The 19,441-nt window shown below is 43.0% G+C and carries 18 protein-coding genes; 4 read left to right on the top strand and 14 right to left on the bottom strand.

Features of this window, described 5'->3' with window-relative positions:
- Positions 1 to 92 precede the first annotated feature (92 nt).
- From J4N23_RS18125 to J4N23_RS18110, 4 genes are all read left to right on the top strand, one after another.
- Entirely contained in the window at positions 93 to 1,292 is a 1,200-nt protein-coding gene (locus tag J4N23_RS18125; protein WP_207429250.1) for a serine hydrolase domain-containing protein, read from the top strand.
- 167 nt (positions 1,293 to 1,459) lie between these two features.
- Entirely contained in the window at positions 1,460 to 1,840 is a 381-nt protein-coding gene (locus tag J4N23_RS18120) for a response regulator (RefSeq protein WP_207429249.1), read from the top strand.
- A gap of 45 nt (positions 1,841 to 1,885) precedes the next feature.
- Complete coding sequence (locus tag J4N23_RS18115; RefSeq protein ID WP_207429248.1) at positions 1,886 to 2,191, top strand: YbaB/EbfC family nucleoid-associated protein; 306 nt, start codon at positions 1,886 to 1,888, stop codon at positions 2,189 to 2,191.
- A 15-nt stretch (positions 2,192 to 2,206) separates the two neighbouring features.
- A complete protein-coding gene (locus tag J4N23_RS18110) occupies positions 2,207 to 2,887 on the top strand; it encodes a metal-dependent hydrolase (RefSeq protein WP_207429247.1) in 681 nt (226 codons plus the stop codon).
- Here the strand turns inward: J4N23_RS18110 and J4N23_RS18105 are convergent.
- The 14 genes from J4N23_RS18105 to J4N23_RS18040 form a co-directional block, all read right to left on the bottom strand.
- On the bottom strand, positions 2,884 to 4,143 hold the full coding sequence (locus J4N23_RS18105) for a glucose-1-phosphate adenylyltransferase (protein WP_207429246.1): 1,260 nt from the start codon (positions 4,141 to 4,143) through the stop codon (positions 2,884 to 2,886). The genes J4N23_RS18110 and J4N23_RS18105 overlap by 4 nt on opposite strands.
- 10 nt (positions 4,144 to 4,153) lie before the next feature.
- Complete coding sequence (locus J4N23_RS18100) at positions 4,154 to 5,575, bottom strand: glycogen synthase (protein ID WP_207429245.1); 1,422 nt, start codon at positions 5,573 to 5,575, stop codon at positions 4,154 to 4,156.
- A 142-nt stretch (positions 5,576 to 5,717) separates the two neighbouring features.
- A complete protein-coding gene (gene polA / locus J4N23_RS18095; protein ID WP_207429350.1) occupies positions 5,718 to 8,489 on the bottom strand; it encodes a DNA polymerase I in 2,772 nt (923 codons plus the stop codon).
- A 178-nt stretch (positions 8,490 to 8,667) separates the two neighbouring features.
- A complete protein-coding gene (locus J4N23_RS18090; RefSeq protein ID WP_207429244.1) occupies positions 8,668 to 9,249 on the bottom strand; it encodes a DNA-3-methyladenine glycosylase I in 582 nt (193 codons plus the stop codon).
- Positions 9,250 to 9,307: 58 nt separating this feature from the next.
- Positions 9,308 to 9,655 (bottom strand): carboxymuconolactone decarboxylase family protein, encoded by a 348-nt coding sequence (locus J4N23_RS18085; protein ID WP_207429243.1) that lies wholly within the window; start codon positions 9,653 to 9,655, stop codon positions 9,308 to 9,310.
- Between the two features lie 48 nt (positions 9,656 to 9,703).
- Entirely contained in the window at positions 9,704 to 10,036 is a 333-nt protein-coding gene (locus J4N23_RS18080; RefSeq protein WP_207429242.1) for an MGMT family protein, read from the bottom strand.
- Positions 10,036 to 10,686, bottom strand: coding sequence for a tRNA (guanosine(46)-N7)-methyltransferase TrmB (trmB, locus tag J4N23_RS18075; RefSeq protein WP_207429241.1), 651 nt, complete (start codon positions 10,684 to 10,686; stop codon positions 10,036 to 10,038). The genes J4N23_RS18080 and trmB overlap by 1 nt, the downstream gene beginning before the upstream one ends.
- Positions 10,687 to 10,851: 165 nt before the next feature.
- Positions 10,852 to 11,295: a hypothetical protein gene (locus tag J4N23_RS18070; RefSeq protein ID WP_207429240.1), complete on the bottom strand. Its 444-nt coding sequence runs from the start codon at positions 11,293 to 11,295 to the stop codon at positions 10,852 to 10,854.
- A complete protein-coding gene (locus tag J4N23_RS18065) occupies positions 11,296 to 11,652 on the bottom strand; it encodes a phage holin family protein (RefSeq protein WP_207429239.1) in 357 nt (118 codons plus the stop codon).
- Positions 11,653 to 11,699: 47 nt separating this feature from the next.
- The gene (locus tag J4N23_RS18060; protein ID WP_207429238.1) at positions 11,700 to 11,990 is read right to left on the bottom strand and encodes a YtxH domain-containing protein; all 291 of its coding nucleotides are present in this window, start codon (positions 11,988 to 11,990) and stop codon (positions 11,700 to 11,702) included.
- A 151-nt stretch (positions 11,991 to 12,141) separates the two neighbouring features.
- On the bottom strand, positions 12,142 to 13,185 hold the full coding sequence (locus J4N23_RS18055; RefSeq protein ID WP_207429237.1) for an AI-2E family transporter: 1,044 nt from the start codon (positions 13,183 to 13,185) through the stop codon (positions 12,142 to 12,144).
- Between the two features lie 108 nt (positions 13,186 to 13,293).
- Positions 13,294 to 14,730: a hybrid sensor histidine kinase/response regulator gene (locus J4N23_RS18050; RefSeq protein ID WP_207429236.1), complete on the bottom strand. Its 1,437-nt coding sequence runs from the start codon at positions 14,728 to 14,730 to the stop codon at positions 13,294 to 13,296.
- 314 nt (positions 14,731 to 15,044) lie between these two features.
- Positions 15,045 to 17,804: a PAS domain-containing protein gene (locus tag J4N23_RS18045; RefSeq protein ID WP_207429235.1), complete on the bottom strand. Its 2,760-nt coding sequence runs from the start codon at positions 17,802 to 17,804 to the stop codon at positions 15,045 to 15,047.
- Positions 17,805 to 17,821: 17 nt separating this feature from the next.
- On the bottom strand, positions 17,822 to 19,234 hold the full coding sequence (locus J4N23_RS18040; protein ID WP_207429234.1) for a sigma-54 dependent transcriptional regulator: 1,413 nt from the start codon (positions 19,232 to 19,234) through the stop codon (positions 17,822 to 17,824).
- Between the last annotated feature and the right edge of the window lie 207 nt (positions 19,235 to 19,441).

The following is a 19,441-nucleotide window of genomic DNA, read 5'->3' as shown; positions in this document are numbered from 1 at the left end:
TGCTTTAAAGCGTATTTGTTTAAAACTCTTTTCAGACACTTCGTGTAATAATTTCTAATTTTCGCCTTTTTATGAGGTATAGTTTTTTGTGTATGGTTAGATTTTTCAGAAGCTTTATTCCTGTTCCCTTCATTCTTTTAATGTTTATTTCATGCTCTTCTAAAAATAAAAAGGTGGTCAGAACGGTTGAGGATGACCGGGCGGACAGTCTCCTCCTGGTGTATGACCCTAAAAATGAAGAACCCAGGATAGATGCATTTATGAAAAACCTCCATCGTACCCGAGGATTTAATGGAAATGTGCTGGTTGCAAAAAAAGGTAAGATAATCTATCAAAACGCTATTGGTTGGGCAGATTATCTTCACAAGGATAGTTTAGACATTCATTCGAAGTTTGAGTTGGCCTCTGTAACTAAGCCCATGACGGCCACCGCAGTATTGATGTTGGTTGAACAGGGTAAACTTAAACTCGATCAGACAGTGAAAGAGTTTTATCCAAACTTCCCTTACGAGGGAATCACCATCCGCATGTTGCTCAGCCACAGATCAGGCATGATGAACTATGTATATTTTGTCGACAACCTTTGGAAGAAGGCAAAGAAGGACGAGCGGAAAGGGATCTCGAATCAGGACGTGATGGAATTAATCGCACAGCATAAGCCTGCTCCGTATACGCAACCCAATCGCAAATTCCATTATAATAACTCCAACTACATGGTGTTAGCCGCCATAGTAGAAAAAGTGTCTGGAAAGAGTTTTACCGAATTCATGAAGGAAAACGTATTTGAGCCGGCCGGTATGAAAAATACTGCTGTTTATTCAAAAGCCTTGTATGAAAAGATCCCGGTAGACGTGGTTGGACATGATCGAACCTGGAGATACTCCGTTGTACAAAACTTCCTGGATGGCCCGGTCGGCGACAAGGGAATTTACAGTACCATTCATGATCTCTATCTGTTTGATCATGCATTGAAAGAGCAAAAGCTATTAAGTAAGGCATGGCAAGACTCCGCTTATACAGGTCACAATGAAATGTCCAGAGGGCACTTTAATTACGGATACGGTTGGCGGACCTTTCAGGGAGATGGTCACCACGTCGTATATCATACTGGCTGGTGGCATGGTTTTAGACACATCTATTTGCGGGATTTGACGGCAGATGTAACAATCGTCCTCCTTAGTAACCTAACCAATGGCAGTCTCCTGAAACTAGACGAACTCTTTCATATTGTAGGCATGCCCGTAGTTCGAAAATCAGCATACACAGGCAGTGGGGAAACATCAGAAGATTAGGACGGGGAATTTGTTCCCCTTTTATTCTACAAAATGATGAAAATTAGTAACGATTGCTGCATATTTGCAAAGTGTTATATTTACACAGCGTATCGAGTTTGCTTGCGTTTAAAATAGTTTAGATTATATTTAAAAAATTTCTCCAACAAGAGTAAGGTTTAAAGCCAATGAGCAAGGTTATTATTATTGACGATGATCCGATTCACCAGCGAATAGCGCAGATAATGATTCAGAAGCATCAGATCTATGAAGAATACGGTAGCTATACGGAGGCTGGAAAAGCCTTAGAGTATCTGGAGGAGAATCTCGATAATGAAAACAATCTGCCTGATGTAATCTTGCTCGACCTGAATATGCCCGTTATTGATGGCTGGGATTTTCTCGACAAATTTGACATGATTCGCGATAAGCTTGTTAAAAATATTCGAATATATATCGTAAGTTCTTCTGTAGACGAGAAGGACATCCTTCGCTCCCAAACCTACTCTTACGTTCACGGCTTTATATCTAAGCCCCTTTCTCCAGACATTATCAGAAATACCCGATAAACTTTTAAAGTAAGCTTTTGTTATAGCAGTACCAATACAATTGCCATGTTTGATAAATTACTTCAAGTTCAGCAGCAGGCCGAAGAGATCAAAAAACGCCTGGACAACATCACTGTGACAGGTGAGGCAGAAGGCGGGAAAATTAAAGTTACTTCGACAGGGAATAAGCAAATTAAATCGATCATTATAGATGACGACTTCTTGCAGTCGGCGGATAAGGAAGAATTGGAGGAGCTGATGGCAGTTGCAGTAAATAAGGCGCTGGAGCAAGCAGAGAACGTTCACCAAACGGAGATGCAGGCCATGAGCCAGTCAATGCTCGGGGGCCTTGGAAACCTTTTCGGTAGTTAATCAGCTATTTTTCCTATGAAACTTACTTACTACGGCCAATCTTGCTTTCTACTCGAAACTGAAGGTAAAAAGATACTTTTTGACCCTTTCATCACCCCAAACGATTTAGCGAAGCACATAGATGTGGATGCTATTGAGGCTGATTTTATTCTGGTGTCTCATGGACATGAGGATCATACAGCTGATTTAGTAAACATTGCTTCCCGCACCGGTGCTTTAGTGGTGTGTTCATACGAAATCATGGTTTGGCTAAATGGAAAGGGAGTTACCAACTGCCATCCGATGAACTTGGGCGGACAGCGTAACTTCGATTTTGGTAAAGTTAAAATGGTTTTTGCAGCCCATTCTAATTCCTTGCCTGATGGAACTTACGGCGGCACTGCTGCCGGATTTATTTTGCATACCTCTGGAAAGACACTTTACTACGCAGGAGACACAGCTTTGATGCAGGAGATGAAGCTGACGGGAGATATGTACAAATTGGACTATGCGTTTCTTCCTATTGGCGATAATTTTACCATGGGAATAGAAGATGCTATTGTTGCTTCTAAGTTTATCAAATGCAATGAAATCATCGGAATGCACTATGACACTTTTGGGTATATAGCAATTGATAAAAAAGAAGCCCTGACCAAATTTGATGATGCAGGGCTGTCTCTTAAGTTGATTGATATCGGTAGTAGTATCGAGCTTTAAATTACCGTTCCGTTCGGTAAAATAGCTGATTTCTTAATAACCACGATGCCGTTGCTTACGGTGTACTTTTCGTAGTCTCCGTCTGCCAGGTGGGGTCCACCATTAATGCGTACATCATTACCAATCCGGCAATTTTTGTCCAATATCGCATTCTTAATATAACATCTTTCACCTACCCCTATAATTGGAGAGTTGGTATTCTTTGCTTCTTCCAGCTGTTCCAAACTTTGATAATAGTCACTACCCATGATATAGCTACACTCAATGGTAGTGCCCTTGCCAATTCTTGTCCGGATACCAATTACAGACCTTTCGATTCTGCTTGCCTGAATAATACAGCCATCAGCAATCACAGTCTTCTCCAGAGTAGTGCCCTGAATTTTGGAAGGAGGTAACATCCGCGGACGCGAAAAGATACTTTTCTTATCAAACATGTTGAACTGTGGAATATCGTCTGTCAAACCAATATTCGCTTCAAAGAATGAAGGAATGGTTCCGATGTCTGTCCAGTAGCCTTCGTACTGATAGCTTACCACTTTCCTTTTTGAGATAGCTTCCGGGATGATCTCTTTTCCGAAATCCGTATGAGGATCATTAGTTAGTGTATCATACAGTGCTTTTCTGTTAAAGAGGTAGATGCCCATCGAGGCCTGGTAAACTCTGCCTTGGGCCTTCATCTCCGGACTCACTTCTGAAGCCCAGTCCTCAAAATCTTTCTTCGGCTTCTCAATAAAAGCAGTGATGTTGTTTTGTTCATCGGTTTTCATGATCCCAAAACCGGGCACTTCTTTAGCCATAACCGGAATTGTTGCCACGGAAATCTCTGCTGCCTTCTCGATGTGCTTTTGAATCATATCGTTGAAATCCATCTGATACAACTGGTCGCCCGATAAAATGAGCACATAATCGAAATCGAAAGGCGAGATATGGTGTAAACTTTGTCTCACAGCATCTGCTGTTCCCTGGAACCAACCTGTATTATTAGGTGTTTGCTCAGCAGCAAGGATGTCGACAAAACCTGTGCTGAAGACATTAAAGTGATAGGTGTTTTTGATATGCTTGTTCAGCGAAGCCGAGTTGAACTGAGTAAGGACAAAGATTCTGTCAATTCCCGAATTCAGACAATTTGAAATAGGTATATCTACCAATCGATATTTACCCGCAATTGGAACTGCTGGTTTAGACCTTGTGGCAGTGAGGGGGTGAAGCCTGGTTCCCTGGCCTCCTCCTAGTATTACTGCTAGTACTTGAGACATTTTACTTTATTTATTTTAGACTATTGTATAGTTCGATATATTGGTTGGCTGATTGATGCCAGGAGTAGTTCAATGACATCATCCTACTACGTAACAAACTCACCTGTTCCGAGTTTTGATATAGTTCAACAGCCCTTAAAATTGCGTGCGATATTTCATCGGCGGTTGCTTCCTGAAAGCAGATGCCGTATCCGTCAGGTTCAGAAATGTCTATAACAGTATCTATCAGTCCACCTGTACTTCTTACAATTGGAATTGTCCCGTATCTCAAAGAGTATAGTTGGTTTAGGCCGCACGGTTCTACTCTTGATGGCATCAGCAGGAAGTCGGCCCCTGCATATATTTGGTGTGATAAAGCCTCATTATAGCCAATAAAAACATTGTAGCTTTTAGGAAAGGAGGTTCTTAGTCCCGATAGGGCATCTTCAATAGCGGGCTCTCCAGAGCCTAAAATCAAAATGTTTGCTTTCCCTTTTAACTTTAACGCCGACAAGGCAGTCGTGAGGGCTTGGGGAAGCAGATCCGCCCCTTTTTCTCCCACGAGCCTTCCAATGAAGGCTATTAAAGGTTTAGTAGCGGTCAGTCCAAACTCCTTGCAAATTGCTTTTTTATTAGCTGTTTTTCCTTTACCTGCGCTATCCGTATCATAGGTGGCCGGAATCATTGCATCTGTCGCGGGGTTCCAAACATCAGTGTCGATACCGTTAATGATGCCGACTCCCTTAGCTTTTTCCATCTCAAATAAAGCTTCCAATCCATTGGAATTGTAGGATAGCTCCTTTAGATAACTTGGAGAAACAGTAGTATATCGCCAGCAGCACTTAACAGCAGTTGCGAGTGGGTTAATACAATTATTCCATTCAAGTAGCCCGGTTTTCGAAGGGTCTACATCAGGTAGGTAATTGAACTTGTCCCAGCTGATCCAGCCTTGATACTGTGCGTTATGGATGGTGAGAACAGTCGGAATATCTGAAAGGTGATTATAGCGATAAGAATAGTTCAGCAGGAACGGGACCAGCCCGGTATGATGGTCGTGGCAGTGAATAATATCAGGCCGAACCTCGAACTTAGTTAGCCATTCGAGAAAAGCCAGCTGAAAAGCCACGAATTGTTCGGTTTCATCGGGATAGGAATAGATTTCGGGACGATCTAACAGGCCGGGAATGCGAATGAGGTGAAGCGGAAATCCCAGTTTGTCTGTTTTTTCCTTCAATACCTCGAAGCGGCTAGACCAATCACCCATGCTCACTTCTGAACGGAATATCACTTCAAATTCGTTCTCCTGTACAAACTTCCGATCATAGTAGGGTAGTACAACAATCGCATTAACTCCTGCGGATTGCTGATATTTAGGCAACGCACTTACAACGTCGCCAAGCCCACCGACCTTAGCAACAGGGTAACACTCTGCGCTTAAATGAATGACATTCATATTGTGTGTTTGAATGTTTGAAATTTAAGAAAATATATTTCGGGAAAACAAGGAAACCCATCTTTTTGAGATAGGTTTTGTATTTTTTCAAAAAAAATATTTTCTGGTTGACTATGAGCGCAATAAATTACCCGTGCTGCTGTTAATGTGCCTCCAGCCAGTTAAGCCCTTGCCCAATTTCAACAATGATGGGAACATCTGTTTTGATAGCTGTTTTCATCCGGTGTTCGATGATCGCTTTCATTTGATCCACTTCTGGCACTAATACGTCAAAAACCAACTCATCATGAACCTGCATAGTCATTTTTGAGGCTAGTTTCTGCTCCTTCATATCCCGATGGATATTAATCATGGCAATTTTAATCATATCAGCTGCCGATCCCTGAATAGGTGCGTTAATTGCATTTCGTTCAGCAAAGCCGCGGACGGTAGCATTCGCAGAGTTAATGTCGCGAAGGTATCGTCTTCTACCCATCAGCGTTTGAACATAGCCATTTTCACGGGCAAAATTCATAGTATCGCTCATGTATCTTTTAATACCCGCATATTGCCTGAAGTATTCTTCAATAATGTCGGCAGCTTCCTTTCGGGAGATACCCAAATTTTGAGAAAGACCAAAAGCAGACTGGCCATAAATGATTCCAAAGTTGACCGCTTTAGCATTCCGTCTTTGAGTAGAATCTACTTCCTCTAAAGCTACTCCGTATACTTTTGAGGCTGTTGCCGTGTGGATGTCAAGTCCTTTAGCGAAAGCGTCCAGCATATTTTCATCTTTGCTTATTTCCGCAATCAGTCGAAGCTCAATTTGAGAGTAATCGGCAGACAGAATAATATGGTCGGCATCTCTAGGAATAAAAGCCTTTCTCACCTCCCGCCCCCGGTCTGTCCGAATGGGAATATTCTGGAGATTGGGATTATTCGAACTGAGACGGCCTGTTGCCGCGACAGCTTGATTGTAAGACGTGTGCACACGCCCAGTCTTTGAATTGATCAGTAGGGGAAGGGCGTCGACATAGGTCGATTTCAGCTTCTGTAGCTGTCTGAAGTCTAAAATATCTTTAGCAATGTCGCTCTTGTTCGCAAGAGCTGTTAGTATGTCTTCTCCGGTCTGATATTGGCCCGTCTTTGTTTTCTTAGCTTTTGGATCCAGCTGCAGTTTCTCGAACAGCACTTCCCCAAGTTGCTTCGGAGAAGCGATGTTAAACCGGACTCCCGCCTTGTCGAAGATGGTGTTTTCCAGCGTTTTTATTTCTTTCTCCAGTTGTAACGAATATTCACCCAGCGAATCCCGATCAATCAATACTCCTTCCCGTTCCATATCGGCCAGAACATAGATCAAGGGGTTCTCAATTTCCGACGCCAGTTTATCTACACTCGCTTTGACAAGCAAGGGTTCAAAAACTTCTTTTAACTGCAGGGTGATGTCAGCATCTTCCGCCGCATAGTCTTTTATCTTTTCCAGCTCCACATCCCGCATGTTCCCTTGTGCTTTTCCCTTGGTACCTATTAAAGAGGTAATAGAAACCGGGGTATAACCGAGAAAGTTCTCTGCAAGAATGTCCATGTTATGACGTGTGTCCGGATCTATCAGATAGTGGGCCAGCATCGTGTCAAAGAGTTCGCCCTGTACATTGATCCCGTACCAGTTTAAAACCAGGATGTCGTATTTCAAATTCTGGCCGATCTTTTTGATAGATGGATTTTCCATCAACGTTTTAAACTCACACACTATCTGGCAACATTCGTCCTGCGGAACCGGCATCGGCACATACCAGCCTTCCCCTGGTTTCACAGAAAAAGACATACCTACCAGCTCGCAGTTGTTTGCATCCATGCAGGTAGTTTCTGTGTCAAAGCAGAATGCCGGTTGAGCTTCCAACATCCCAATTAGTTCTGCTCTTTTCTCTTTTGTATCCACCAGATGATACTCATGGGGCGTATTGCTAATGTTCTTTGAAGGCGCAACAGGTTCAATAATTGTCTCTGTTTTTACTTCAATCCGCTCAACGGGCTGACCGAAAAGGTCGGTTTGCTGACCGTAGCTTGCTTGTCTGACTTCGGTAACATTCAGTTCCTCGCCAAATACACGCCGGCCGATCGTTCTGAATTCAAGCTCCACAAATAACGGTTCCAGTTTTTCTCTGCTCGGAGGATTTATCTGTAGTGCCTCTTCGTCCAACTCAACCGGAGCATCGAGTAAAATAGTGGCGAGCTTCTTTGAAATAAGACCCTGTTCTGCGAATTTCTCCACGTTTTCCTTCATCTTACCTTTCAGCTCATGACTGTTTGCGATGATGTTCTCTACAGATCCGTATTGCTTGATCAGCGTTTTAGCGGTTTTCTCTCCAATACCAGGTATCCCCGGGATATTATCTACAGCATCCCCCCATAATCCCAGAATATCAATAACCTGCTCTACCCGCTCAACTTCCCATTTTGACAACACCTCTTTCACTCCGAGGATTTCCATATCGTTACCCATTCTTGCAGGCTTGTAGATGAAGATATTGTCGGAAACGAGCTGAGCAAAGTCTTTATCCGGGGTCATACAGTAGACGGTATATCCTACCTGTTCTGCTTTTTTAGCCAACGTGCCGATGATATCGTCGGCTTCATAGCCATCCGAAGTTATTACAGGGATATTAAAACCTTCAATTAGCTTTATGACGTAAGGCATTGCGGCTGAAAGATCTTCGGGCATCGCCTCTCGATGAGCTTTATAAGCGGTAAAATCAGTATGTCGTTCTGTGGGGGCATCGGTGTCAAAGACAACAGCCATATGCGACGGTTTCTCCTTTTTTAGTACTTCCAATAGCGTGTTGGTGAAGCCCATCACAGCGGAGGTATTAATACCTGTTGAAGTGAACCGGGGATTTTTGCTTAGTGCGAAATGAGCCCGGTACATTAGCGCCATCCCATCAAGCAGGAAAAGTTTCTTTGTTGTTGATTCCACAGAAAATGTTTTTACTGGTGTTTTTTACTGCAGTGGAGTTGATTTCTCTCCGGCTGCAAATTATGCAAAGATGCAATTTAGTCACATCTTGCCCGAGCTTAAAATGGATTTAGAAAAATGTAGATTGGGTAGCTGTAATTTAGCGGAAGCTGCAGCTCAAAATATGATCATTCACCATGCCTGTGGCTTGCATATGAGCGTAACAGATGGTGGTCCCGAAGAACTTAAATCCTCTTTTTTTCATATCCCTTGAAATGGCGTCTGAAAGTTCGGTTCGAGCCGGAATTTCTTTTGCATTAGCAAAGGTATTTTGTAGGGGTTTGCCTTCGGGCATGAATGAGTAGAGATATTTGTCGAAGCTTCCGAACTCTTCCTGAACCTTCAAAAAGAGTTTAGCGTTGTTGATAGCGGCTTCAATTTTCAGTTTGTTTCGGATGATGCCCGCGTCTTGCATTAGGCCGGAGATATTCTCATCTGTAAACTGCGCTACCTTCACGGGATCAAAATCTGCAAAAGCTCTGCGGTAGTTCTCCCGCCGCTTTAGGATGGTAAGCCAGCTTAAACCGGCTTGTGCCGACTCGAGGACCAGAAACTCAAACAACACGCGGTCGTCATGTACCTCTTTACCCCACTCTTCATCGTGGTACTTCACATAGAGGGGATCGGTACCACACCAGGAGCATCTGGTCAGGGAATCAACTTGCGGGCGAGAAACGTTCATAGCTTATCGATTTGTAAAAGCGAGTTTACAGGTATTCGACAACTTCCGCAAATCTCTGTTATTCAGCTTGATTTAGTTCGTCCCAATATTCGACAGCCCGACGGTAGTGGGGGATAACGATTGAGCCTCCCACCAAATTAGCAATCATGAATACCTCGTTCAATTCTTCGGAATTTACACCGGCCTCATGGCATTTTCCCAGGTGATATTTGATGCAATCATCGCAACGAAGGACCATGGAGGCCACCAAACCGAGCATTTCTTTCGTTTTTACGTCCAATGCTCCCTCTGCATAGGAGGTCGTATCCAAAGCGAAAAAGCGCTTTATATTGGTGTTCGCAGTTTCCATCACCCGGTCATTCATTCGGGTGCGATAGCTGTTAAACTCTTCTACTAATTTGCCCATATTGTTACTATGATTAGAGGTGGATGTTCTGGTTCCCGGATTTGATCTCTATAGTTCGGCTGTGGCGGGATCCCAAAACAACTTTTTAAATTCTACGACCTTGTCATTTTCAACCTGCACACCTTCGTTTTCGAGCATTTGCTGCATAAGCTCGGGTGAGGGAAAATGATGTTTACCTGTCAGCATCCCATTACGATTGACTACGCGATGGGCAGGAACAGGAGGAAAAACGTCACCGCTGGCATTCATGGCATAACCGACCATCCTCGATGAACCTTTCATTCCCAGGTAAGCTGCGATTGCTCCGTAAGATGTTACCCTTCCTACAGGAATCCTCCTGGCTGTTTCAAACACACGATCGAAGAAGTTTTCTTTATCCACTATTTAAAGCTGAATTTCAGATAGTTGATGTTTTTATCGGATGCAAGGTATTTCTTTTCGTAATAGGTTTTGATGGATAACACATCATCTACCAATTCTGATTTATATAGATCTTCGGTACGAGCATGTAAATTCAGTCCAAGCTCTTCAATTTTTTCGGCGGTAAAAGCGTGAAGCCCATCATTATCAGTTTTTAGATGCACTACTCCTTCCTCAACTAAGATAAACTTGTATTTCTCCAGGAACCTCGGATGTGTCAGTCGCTTCTTTTCCCGGCTGATCTGCGGTTGCGGGTCGGGAAAAGTAATCCATATTTCAGATACCTCACCCTCGTCGAAATAGTCTAAGATATTCTCGATCTGGATCCGTAAGAATGCAACGTTCCTAATGTTTTCGTCAAGTGCTGTTTTAGCGCCGCGCCAGATCCTATTCCCCTTGTAATCCACGCCAATAAAATTCTTTTCAGGAAATAACCTCGCCAGGTTCACAGTGTACTCACCTTTCCCGCAGGCTAACTCCAGAATTACCGGCTGATTGTTGTTGAAGTGTTTTAAGCTCCATTGTCCCTTTAGTTCTTTTCCTTCATCCAGCTGATGAACGTTAGCGAATGTTGCTACTTCTGCAAATCGCCTTAATTTATCTTTCCCCATTTTTAAATCTCAGGCAAAAATAGGGTTTATCCTGCAAAACCTGCACTAGCAAAAAGGAGGCTGTAAAAGGAAGAAGAGTTATTTAAGATAATTAAGCGAGGAAAAAGAAGAGCCCTGCACCAGGCGGGCAGGGCTTATTTCGGGGGCAAGTGTAAAGCTTATTTTCTAGTAAGTTTCGCTATCTGGTGGAATGCCGTAGTCTTTTATCTTGGGATGACCTGATCCAGTAGATGCGGTTCTGCTTTTAAATAGTCCGCTTACTTTATCAATGATGCCCGAGATAGCGTTAGAGTTCACTTTTTTGGCCGCCTTCTGCGATAAGAAGGTCACAAGCGTTTTAACTATAAATCCAGATTTTTTGAATATCACGCCATTCAAAAATAAAGGAAGAATAACGCGAGAGATATTCGTAATCATATCCTGGTTCATGAAATCGTGGACCAAAGATTTATTCGAAGAACTGGATTTAAACAGACCGGTTATCGCTTGGAATATTGTTGTTGGATTGCTGAATTTTTCCTTCAAATTTTCTTCCTGATGGAATTGCTGAACTTTAAGAAATTGGATTTCAGCCTGTAATTCTGCGAAACTGCTAAAACTTTTTTCCATCTACTTTTTCTTTTTAAAAATTCTTTTCACCATGAAATCCTGCAGGTAGTTGTCAACAAGTCGCTCTTTGGTAAAAAATACAATCAGAGCTAGCGCCAGATAGATTAAGGCTACTATTCCAAAACCTGCCGCGTAGGATCCTGTTTCCTCCCCGATCCATAAGGCAAGTGTAAATGATGCAAACAGGAATGTAAGTAATCCAGCTACCAGTACAAAAGTGTCCGTTATTAAATTTGCTGTTACTACTGTCAACCGCTCGATAATAGTTAACCTGGTTAATTCAACCCGGGTAGCGATATATTCTTTAAGCAGTGCAGCTAAATCCGGCGACTGTTGTTTGTCTTGTGTCTCGGCCATAAAATTGATGTTAATGTAAGTCCTGGCGGGAGGCCAGGACCTGTAATTTAAATTTGCTCGGCAACCGGTGCCTGTTGTTGTTGCGTTTGATCAAAGCCTTCTGTCTCTGAAGAGGCAAATCGTGTTTTAACCTCATCAACAACTTTATCTTTAAAAGCGGTAAGATTTTCAATTTCTTCCGCTGCGCGATCTTTAATAGTGTCGCTTAGGTTTTTCAACGCATCGTTCAATCTGTCGCGTGTTTCAGATCCCTTCTCAGGGGCGAAAAGTATGCCCAGGGCAGCACCTGCAGCTGCGCCGGCCAAAAGAGCTAGTAAAACTTTGGTATTGTCGTTCATGGCGTATAAGTTTAACCCTTCCGGGTGATAAAATATTAACTACCGTATAATACAATAAAACAGCTCGGACGGTTTGAATAATTTTCACTTGAATAATGTTATTCAGAGGAAAAGGGGAAGTTGAATTTGCGGCCAAATTCGGCTTCCTGATCTATTCTTCGTCGCCCGCCCGGATTTTCTCAAGCTGCTCTGTAGCAAGGCGGCTCGTTTCGTAAATCCGCACTGTCAGAATGAAATAGGAAAGGAGTAGCGGGCCGAAAACAAGGCCCATAATTCCAAATACGGGTATGCCAATTATCACTCCTACCACCGTTATTATAGGGTGAATGTTTCCCACTCTTTTAGCAATCAGAAAGCGGATGACGTTGTCTATATTGATCACTAAAACAAATCCCCAAATAAGGATGCCGTAACCTGCGGTTGTATCTCCATTAGCCAGCTCAATCAGCGCCGCCGGAACAAAGACTATCGGTGCTCCTAAAACGGGCATAAAGGAGAGGAAGGTTGATATTACGCCCCAAAAAATAGCATCGCGGATACCAAACATAAAAAAGCCGATGCTGACTAATGCACCTTGAACTACAGCAATCAATCCTTGTCCGAGTACGTTTGAATACGTGGTGTTCTTCAACTCCTCTCCAAATCTCAATGCATTTTGCTCACGGAAGGGCGAGTATTTGATCGCTTCAGCTTCAAACTTCTCGTGGTGAATAAACATGAAGTAAAGCAGGAAATACATGATGGCAATTCCAAGTACGAGACTAAAGGCGCCACCTATAATAGAAGGAAAAAGATCGCTGATGTAGGTTGTAGCTCGTTCAATGCCGTTTTCCAGCAGATCTGGTTGGTGAAGTTTAGCTCCCAGAAAGTCATCTATCCTGGCTACCATTACTTTCAATTTAATCTGGTCACGCTCAAACTCCGCGATTTTATTAATTACCATCAAGCTCAGGATAAAAAAGGGCAGTACAATGACCAGGAATGAGCTAAGCATTAATGAAATGCAGGCGACCGTTTTACTCCATCTCCACTCTTCCGTAAGATGAATGTAAAGCGGGCGTAGGATGGTGTAAGTAACCACGGTGCTCAATAAAGATCCTGCAATGAATCGTAGGGAATACAGGATAAAGCACCCCAGTATGATCAGAATTATTAGTACAATGTTGTTGCGTTGCTTGTAGTTAAAAACGGGCATAGGCGTTAGCGGGTTGCAAAAAGCATCTGCTTGCAAGGACAGGTAGATATAAGTAGCATGCGTTATAAACAACGGTGTTCCCCAATTTGTTCGATCTCGGAAAGCACTTTACAGTTGCCGTATTCTTGGCAAGGTGATTTTTACTGTAGTGCCTTCGTGCTGGCCGCTCTTAATTTCGATCTGCCCATCGTGAGCCTGAATTATACGTTGAGAATGAGCCAGACCTAAGCCAGAACTCTTACCCTTACTAGTAAAGTATGGTTCAAACACTTTGTCAAGGTCTTGTTTCGGGATGACGATTCCTTTATCAGAGATTTCTAAGGAAACGTCCCTCGAAGTTTCACTCACGTTGACAAGGATGCCTCGTTTTTTGAATTCCAGAGATTCTGAAACGTTTTCAAAAATGTTCATAATTGCCAAAGCTAGCTTAGCCTCATCCCCATAAAAGAAAATAGTAGTTTTAGGCGCGTTGATGTTAATTTCAAGGTCATATAGACCCTCCGCCTCCTTCGCCGTTCGGTTCAAAACCTCGACGAAATCGATTCTCTTAATGCTTAGTGGTGCTGACTGGGTGCTTTCAACTAGTTGGGTGCTTAACTCGCTGATTCTATCACAGTTCTTTCTGATAATTTCATATAGAAGAAGGTCTTCTTGCCTGGTGAGGCTTCCCCTCAGTTCATCGAGGGCAAGGTTTACGTTTGATAAGGGATTAAGCACTTCGTCCGCAAGGTTGCGGGTGATGCGTTCAATGGAAGAGAGCTTTTCTTCAAGAGCAATTTGCTGCTCCTGCTGTCTGCGGTAGGTAATATCGTGTAAGATAGAGTAATACAGCTCCACATCGCTTTGCTTCGATATTTGAACAAAGGAAGAGATACTGCAAACCCGGGTTTTTCCGCTTGCTGTCACATATTCGAATTCCAGATTGGCTACGGAGCCATTTCCCTGAAGACTGTTTGTGAATACCTTTCTGTTGTTCTTGTTGCGATAGAGTTCGGCAGCGTTTTTTCTCAGAAAGGCTTCTTTCGAATATTCGAAAAACCGTAAGGCAGCCGTATTTGCCTCATAAATATTTCCTTTTTGATCCGTAATCAACATAGGGTCCTTCGATCGTTCAAAGATGATCCGGAATTTATTCTCACTTTCTTTCAGTTGCTCCAGCGCCTTGGAGTGCCCGTAACAGTATCTTATACTTCTTTCCAGCGTTGCGCAATCAATTTGATCTTTTACCAGATAATCCGCTGCCCCCAGTTGTAGTGCTTCCTCATCAATTCGGGAATCACCTTTACCGGTTAAAATAATAATTGGCTTTGTACAACTTGACTTTACTGCTTCATTTAAAAGATCAATACCAGAATGGCTTCCAAGACGGTAGTCCACCAGGTAGATATCGTAAAGACCCTTCAGCAGTAAGGTGATAGCTTCGCGATAATTATTGCACCAGGATAATTCATAGGTGGCTTTCCTCGGTGAATCCGAGAGGAGTTCGCGGGTTAGGATGAAGTCATCTTCATCATCATCAACTAGTAGAATCTTAATTTTTCGCATAAGAATAGCGCTAATTATTTAAGGTTATTTGGTTGCCAGTTAAAGAGGTACTACTTACCGCCAGCTTCACGGTTGGGGATTTTTCTGCACATCTTGTAGACTTGAATCTTCTCTGTAATCTACAACCCTGCCCAGCTTTTGCTTGCTTCGCAGCAATATCCCAGATGGAAAAGCAGTGACAATTAAATAGCCCTCGCTCCTGTTTAGGCGAGCTTTAAACATTAATTTATTTAACTCATCATGAAAAGCAGCCTTTGGCGCTTCTCTACAGTAATAATTGGTTGGTTGGCTGTATTGGTAGCACGGACAGTAGGCTAAGACTCCCTATTCGCAGGAACGAAAATCCGGAATAAAGCGCCTTCATTTTGTTCACCTTCAGCTTCAATAAAACCATCGTGGTTTTCCACGATTTTCTTACATACTGCAAGTCCTATACCAGTTCCTGCAAACTCGCTCCGGGAGTGTAGTCGATGGAATAGTGAAAATATGGCGGAAGAATATTGTTGATCGAAGCCAATGCCGTTATCCCTCAATTCGACTTGTACGTAGGTCCATTCTTTATTCAAACATTGAGAGCTGTTACTGACGCTATTTCCGGAGATCAGCTTGCTTGAGATTTTAATCTGTACAGGTTGTCCTTCTTTACTAAACTTCAGGGAGTTAGTTAGTAGGTTTTGAAAAAGCTGCCGAATTTGCGAAGGTATCGCCGGAATGGTCACATTTGCCTGCACCTCAATGCGAGCCCGCTTTTGTTCAATCAGGTGTTCCAGGTCGTATAGCACTTCTTTGATCGTCTCAGCGAGATTAGTTGGCGCAAGGTCTTCAGTTTTTCTGACGCGGGATAAGGTTAACAAGTCGTCTATCAAAGTTTGCATTCGGTCAGACGCATTACTCATTCGGTTGATAAAATCTTGCGCCTCATCTGGTAAGGTAGCCGCATAGTTACGCTTCAATCGATCTCCAAATGATTTAATTTTCCGGAGCGGCTCCTGAAGATCATGGGATGCTACATATGCGAATTGCTCCAAATCCTGGTTGGATCGCTTCAATTCGGAAATTTTTTGTTCGAGCTCCTGCTGCGCTTTTTTTAAATCGGTGACGTCATGCATCAGCGTAATTACGCCAAATATTTCTCCGTCTGATGAGAAGGCTGGTGTGTAGAAAGTTTTGAAAGTTTTTCCAGAAATCTTGTGCTCGATTAAGCCGGCATTCCCAGCAAGTGCCTGCTCTAAAAGCTCACGATGTGTTTGAAAATCCTGATTAAAGACTACAAGTTCGAAAGTGGCACCGGTGGCAAAAAGACCTTCCGGATCTATCTTTTCAATCGCCGGCCCTTCTTTCAGTAATAATTCTTTGGTTGTATCAAACACGAAAACAGCGCTGTCGGGAGCATTTTTAGCGATCGTCCTGTAAAGACTCTCACTACGATCGAGTAGGAGGGTCGTTTTCTTTAGTTCTGTTATGTCCTGTGTATTTCCCAAAATTCTTTCCACGTTTCCGGAAAAGTCGGTTTTAAACTTACCACTCAGAAGCAGGTGTCGGATATCGCCATTGGGTCTTATGATTCTGTACTCGAGGGAGAATGGCTTTAAACCTTTTTGAGTTTCAGCCAGAGAGCTTACGAACCGTTGAACGTCCTCGGGGTGGATGAAACTGAGATAATGTCGAAGGTCAATGAACGAGTCGTTCGGCAAAAGTCCGTGAATTCGGTATAACTCGTCCGACCAAAAGAAGCTGTTTTTTTCTGTGGACCACTCCCAGCTTCCATTGTGCGAAATGGCCTCCGCCTCTCTTAGCAGGGATTCGCTTTGCGAAAGTTTCTGAGTTGCCTCTTTCAGCTCGGTGATGTCAAGAAGGATGTTTACTAATTTATTGTCGGAAGCAGCGTATTCTCCCTGCGACAGCAAATGCCTGATGGTTCCGTCGGGCCTCTTGATCTGGAACTCTAAGTGATAGGTGCTCTTGTTCCTGACTGCTGATCCTATTTCCCTTTTTACCCGTTCTCTGTAGGCTTCAACAATTGCTTCATCGTGAATATAGGTGCTCGGGATATAGTCTGACGACACCCCGAAGATGTTGTACATTTCATCCGACCACTCTACCGCTTTCGTATCAATGTCATACTCCCAGCTTCCCAAATGAGCTATTTTTTCAGCCTTTGCCAACAACGCTTCCCGTTTCTTTAGTTTCTGCTGCGTGGCAATTCGGTCTCTGATTTCCTGATGTAACTGGCTAATCACCCGGCGCTCTTTTTTAGTAGTCTCAATATAATTTAATGCGATACCAAGTAATGGAATCGTATAATGAATGAAGTTGAGGAAGTAGGCGGTATTAAAAAATATATCGAACGGCGATCTGTGGACAGACATAAATAATCCGGCGAAGGCGCCTGGAATAATCGTTAATATAAGAAGTCGCGAAAACAGTGAAGGGAAATGCCGTTGAAAGGGCGGCAGCAACAGAAAGCCTGTTAGAATATAGGCTACAAGAGTTATAGCCTCGTAGGGGTGGGTAATAAAAGTGTTGGCTTCGTATTTCGGAAATAAGTTACCGTCCTGGGAATTTACAAACATAGCCACTCCCAGGCAGACTGCCGAAAGAATGGGTACGAGCGCTAAAATGAGCTTCTTGTTCGCCGGCTTTTTTGTCCGGGCTCTACTTTTACCAATCAAATAAGCCGAGCTAAGAATGAGTAGGGTTAGATAAAGCGCTCTGGTAGTAAACCAGTTTTGATAGTTCTGCTTGTGAGATAAAAGGTGCGTTGAACTATCAGCATTAAGCAATAGAACGATGGCCTGAAACAAAGCGACGGTGATCAGCGCAGTGCCGATTACCGGAGTTGCCAGATCTTTCTTTACTTGGTAATCAACAAAAGAAAGCACCCCTGTGATTAGCGCTACAGCAATCCCCGCAATTAACCAGATGTTGAAGAATATGAAGCCTCTGTAACTGATGGTAGAGGGGACTGTCGATGCGGTGTCACTAAGGTAGGGGAATACAAAAATGGAGGGAACAATGCAGATAATAAGTACAATCCATAAGATAGGAGTAGGAATGTTGAATCTATTGTGCATCGATCTTTTTATCGGTTTTATTCCAGATTGATTGCTTTCATTTTATTGTAAAGCGTTTTTCTGTCGATATTTAAAATTTTAGCTGCCTTAGTCTTATTAAAGTTTACTTCCTTCAATACCCTTAAAATTGTTTCATATTCTGCTTCCAGCGCGGCATCTTTTAAACCTTTTTTAGCCTCTTTTGCCTGAATAGTTACTACCGCACTTTCGATAGCGGTCACCCGGGCGAAGGTTGAGATTTCGAGGGGCAACGCTTTTATAGGGACTTTTGAACCCTCTGTCAGCAGACAAGCTCTTCTTATTACGTTCTTTAATTCCCGTACATTGCCTGGCCAGTTATAGGTTAGCAGACATTCGATTACCTCGTCCGAAAAGCCTTCAATGTTACGATTTAACTCGCCGTTAGCTTCCTGTAAAAAGCTCTCTGCAAACAGGATAATATCTTGCTCCCGATTCCGAAGCGGCGGTAAATGAATGCTGAACTCGTTGAAGCGGTGATAGAGATCTTCCCGGAATTTCCCCTTTTGAATCGCGTCTGATAAGTTTTCGTTAGTAGCTACAATGATCCTGACATCCAAGTCGATCTCTTTCGTGCTTCCAATTCGCTTAACTTTTCTTTCCTGAACCGTTCTTAAAAGCGCCGCCTGGATATCATAGGAAAGATTTCCTACTTCATCCAAAAACAGCGTACCTCCATTAGCCATTTCAAAATGGCCTATCTTAGTATACAAAGCTCCGGTGAAAGAGCCTTTTTCATGGCCAAAGAACTCGCTTCCGGCCAGTTCCTTCGTTAATGAGCCACAGTCCATAGCGATAAAGGGCTTATCACTTCGATTGCTTTTCAAATGGATCGACTTCGCAACAGACTCTTTCCCTGTTCCACTCTCGCCGGTTAGGATAACACTATAGTTGGTGGGAGCAATTAACTCGATCTGTTTCAGAAGCTCGCGTGAGGCGTTACTTTGGCCCGTTATAAATTGATCCGGGAAAGCGAGATTGCTGTCCGACGACTTTTCCTTTTTCGAGCTTTGAGAAGTACTCTCCTCCGCAAAATCCTTCGATAAAGCTTCCTGTGTTTCAAGAGCTTTGTTGATGGTGTTTAAAATTTCATCCGGATACAAGGGCTTCGTGATATAATCATAAGCCCCCATTTTAATAAGCTCGACGGCTAACTTGATGTCGGAATAACCCGTTATGATAATTACACCGGTAGCAGGATAAGAGACTTTTATTTTTTTAAGCATCTCCCTTCCATCCGTATCCTCCAGACGGAAGTCGCAGAGTACTAAATTGTATTTTTCTTTACCAAGCATTTCCATCGCTGCGCCGCCGTTCGTGGCGGTAGCTACTTCAAAGCCGTTTCGGGTAAGAAACCTGGAGAGCAGTAATCCGATATTAACTTCATCATCAACAATTAAGATTCTCTTCATAAGCTAAGTTTATCGATCTATAAAGATAATTTTTTTGCCTTCGATGGGAAATTTTTTCTACAATTTAGAGCCATTCAACCCATTTTTAGTTTCGGTGAAAGTCGTGGTTTGAAATTTTTCATAGGAAGCGGTAAGTGAGAAGGAGGCCAAAACACAGTTTTCTACTGCCTTATAAACTTAAAAAGGATCAGGCTCGTTATTAAAACT

The sequence above is a fragment of the Pedobacter sp. SYSU D00535 genome, from assembly GCF_017355855.1.
Taxonomy (GTDB): domain Bacteria; phylum Bacteroidota; class Bacteroidia; order Sphingobacteriales; family Sphingobacteriaceae; genus Desertivirga.
This window is presented reverse-complemented; position numbering and strand designations above follow the sequence as displayed.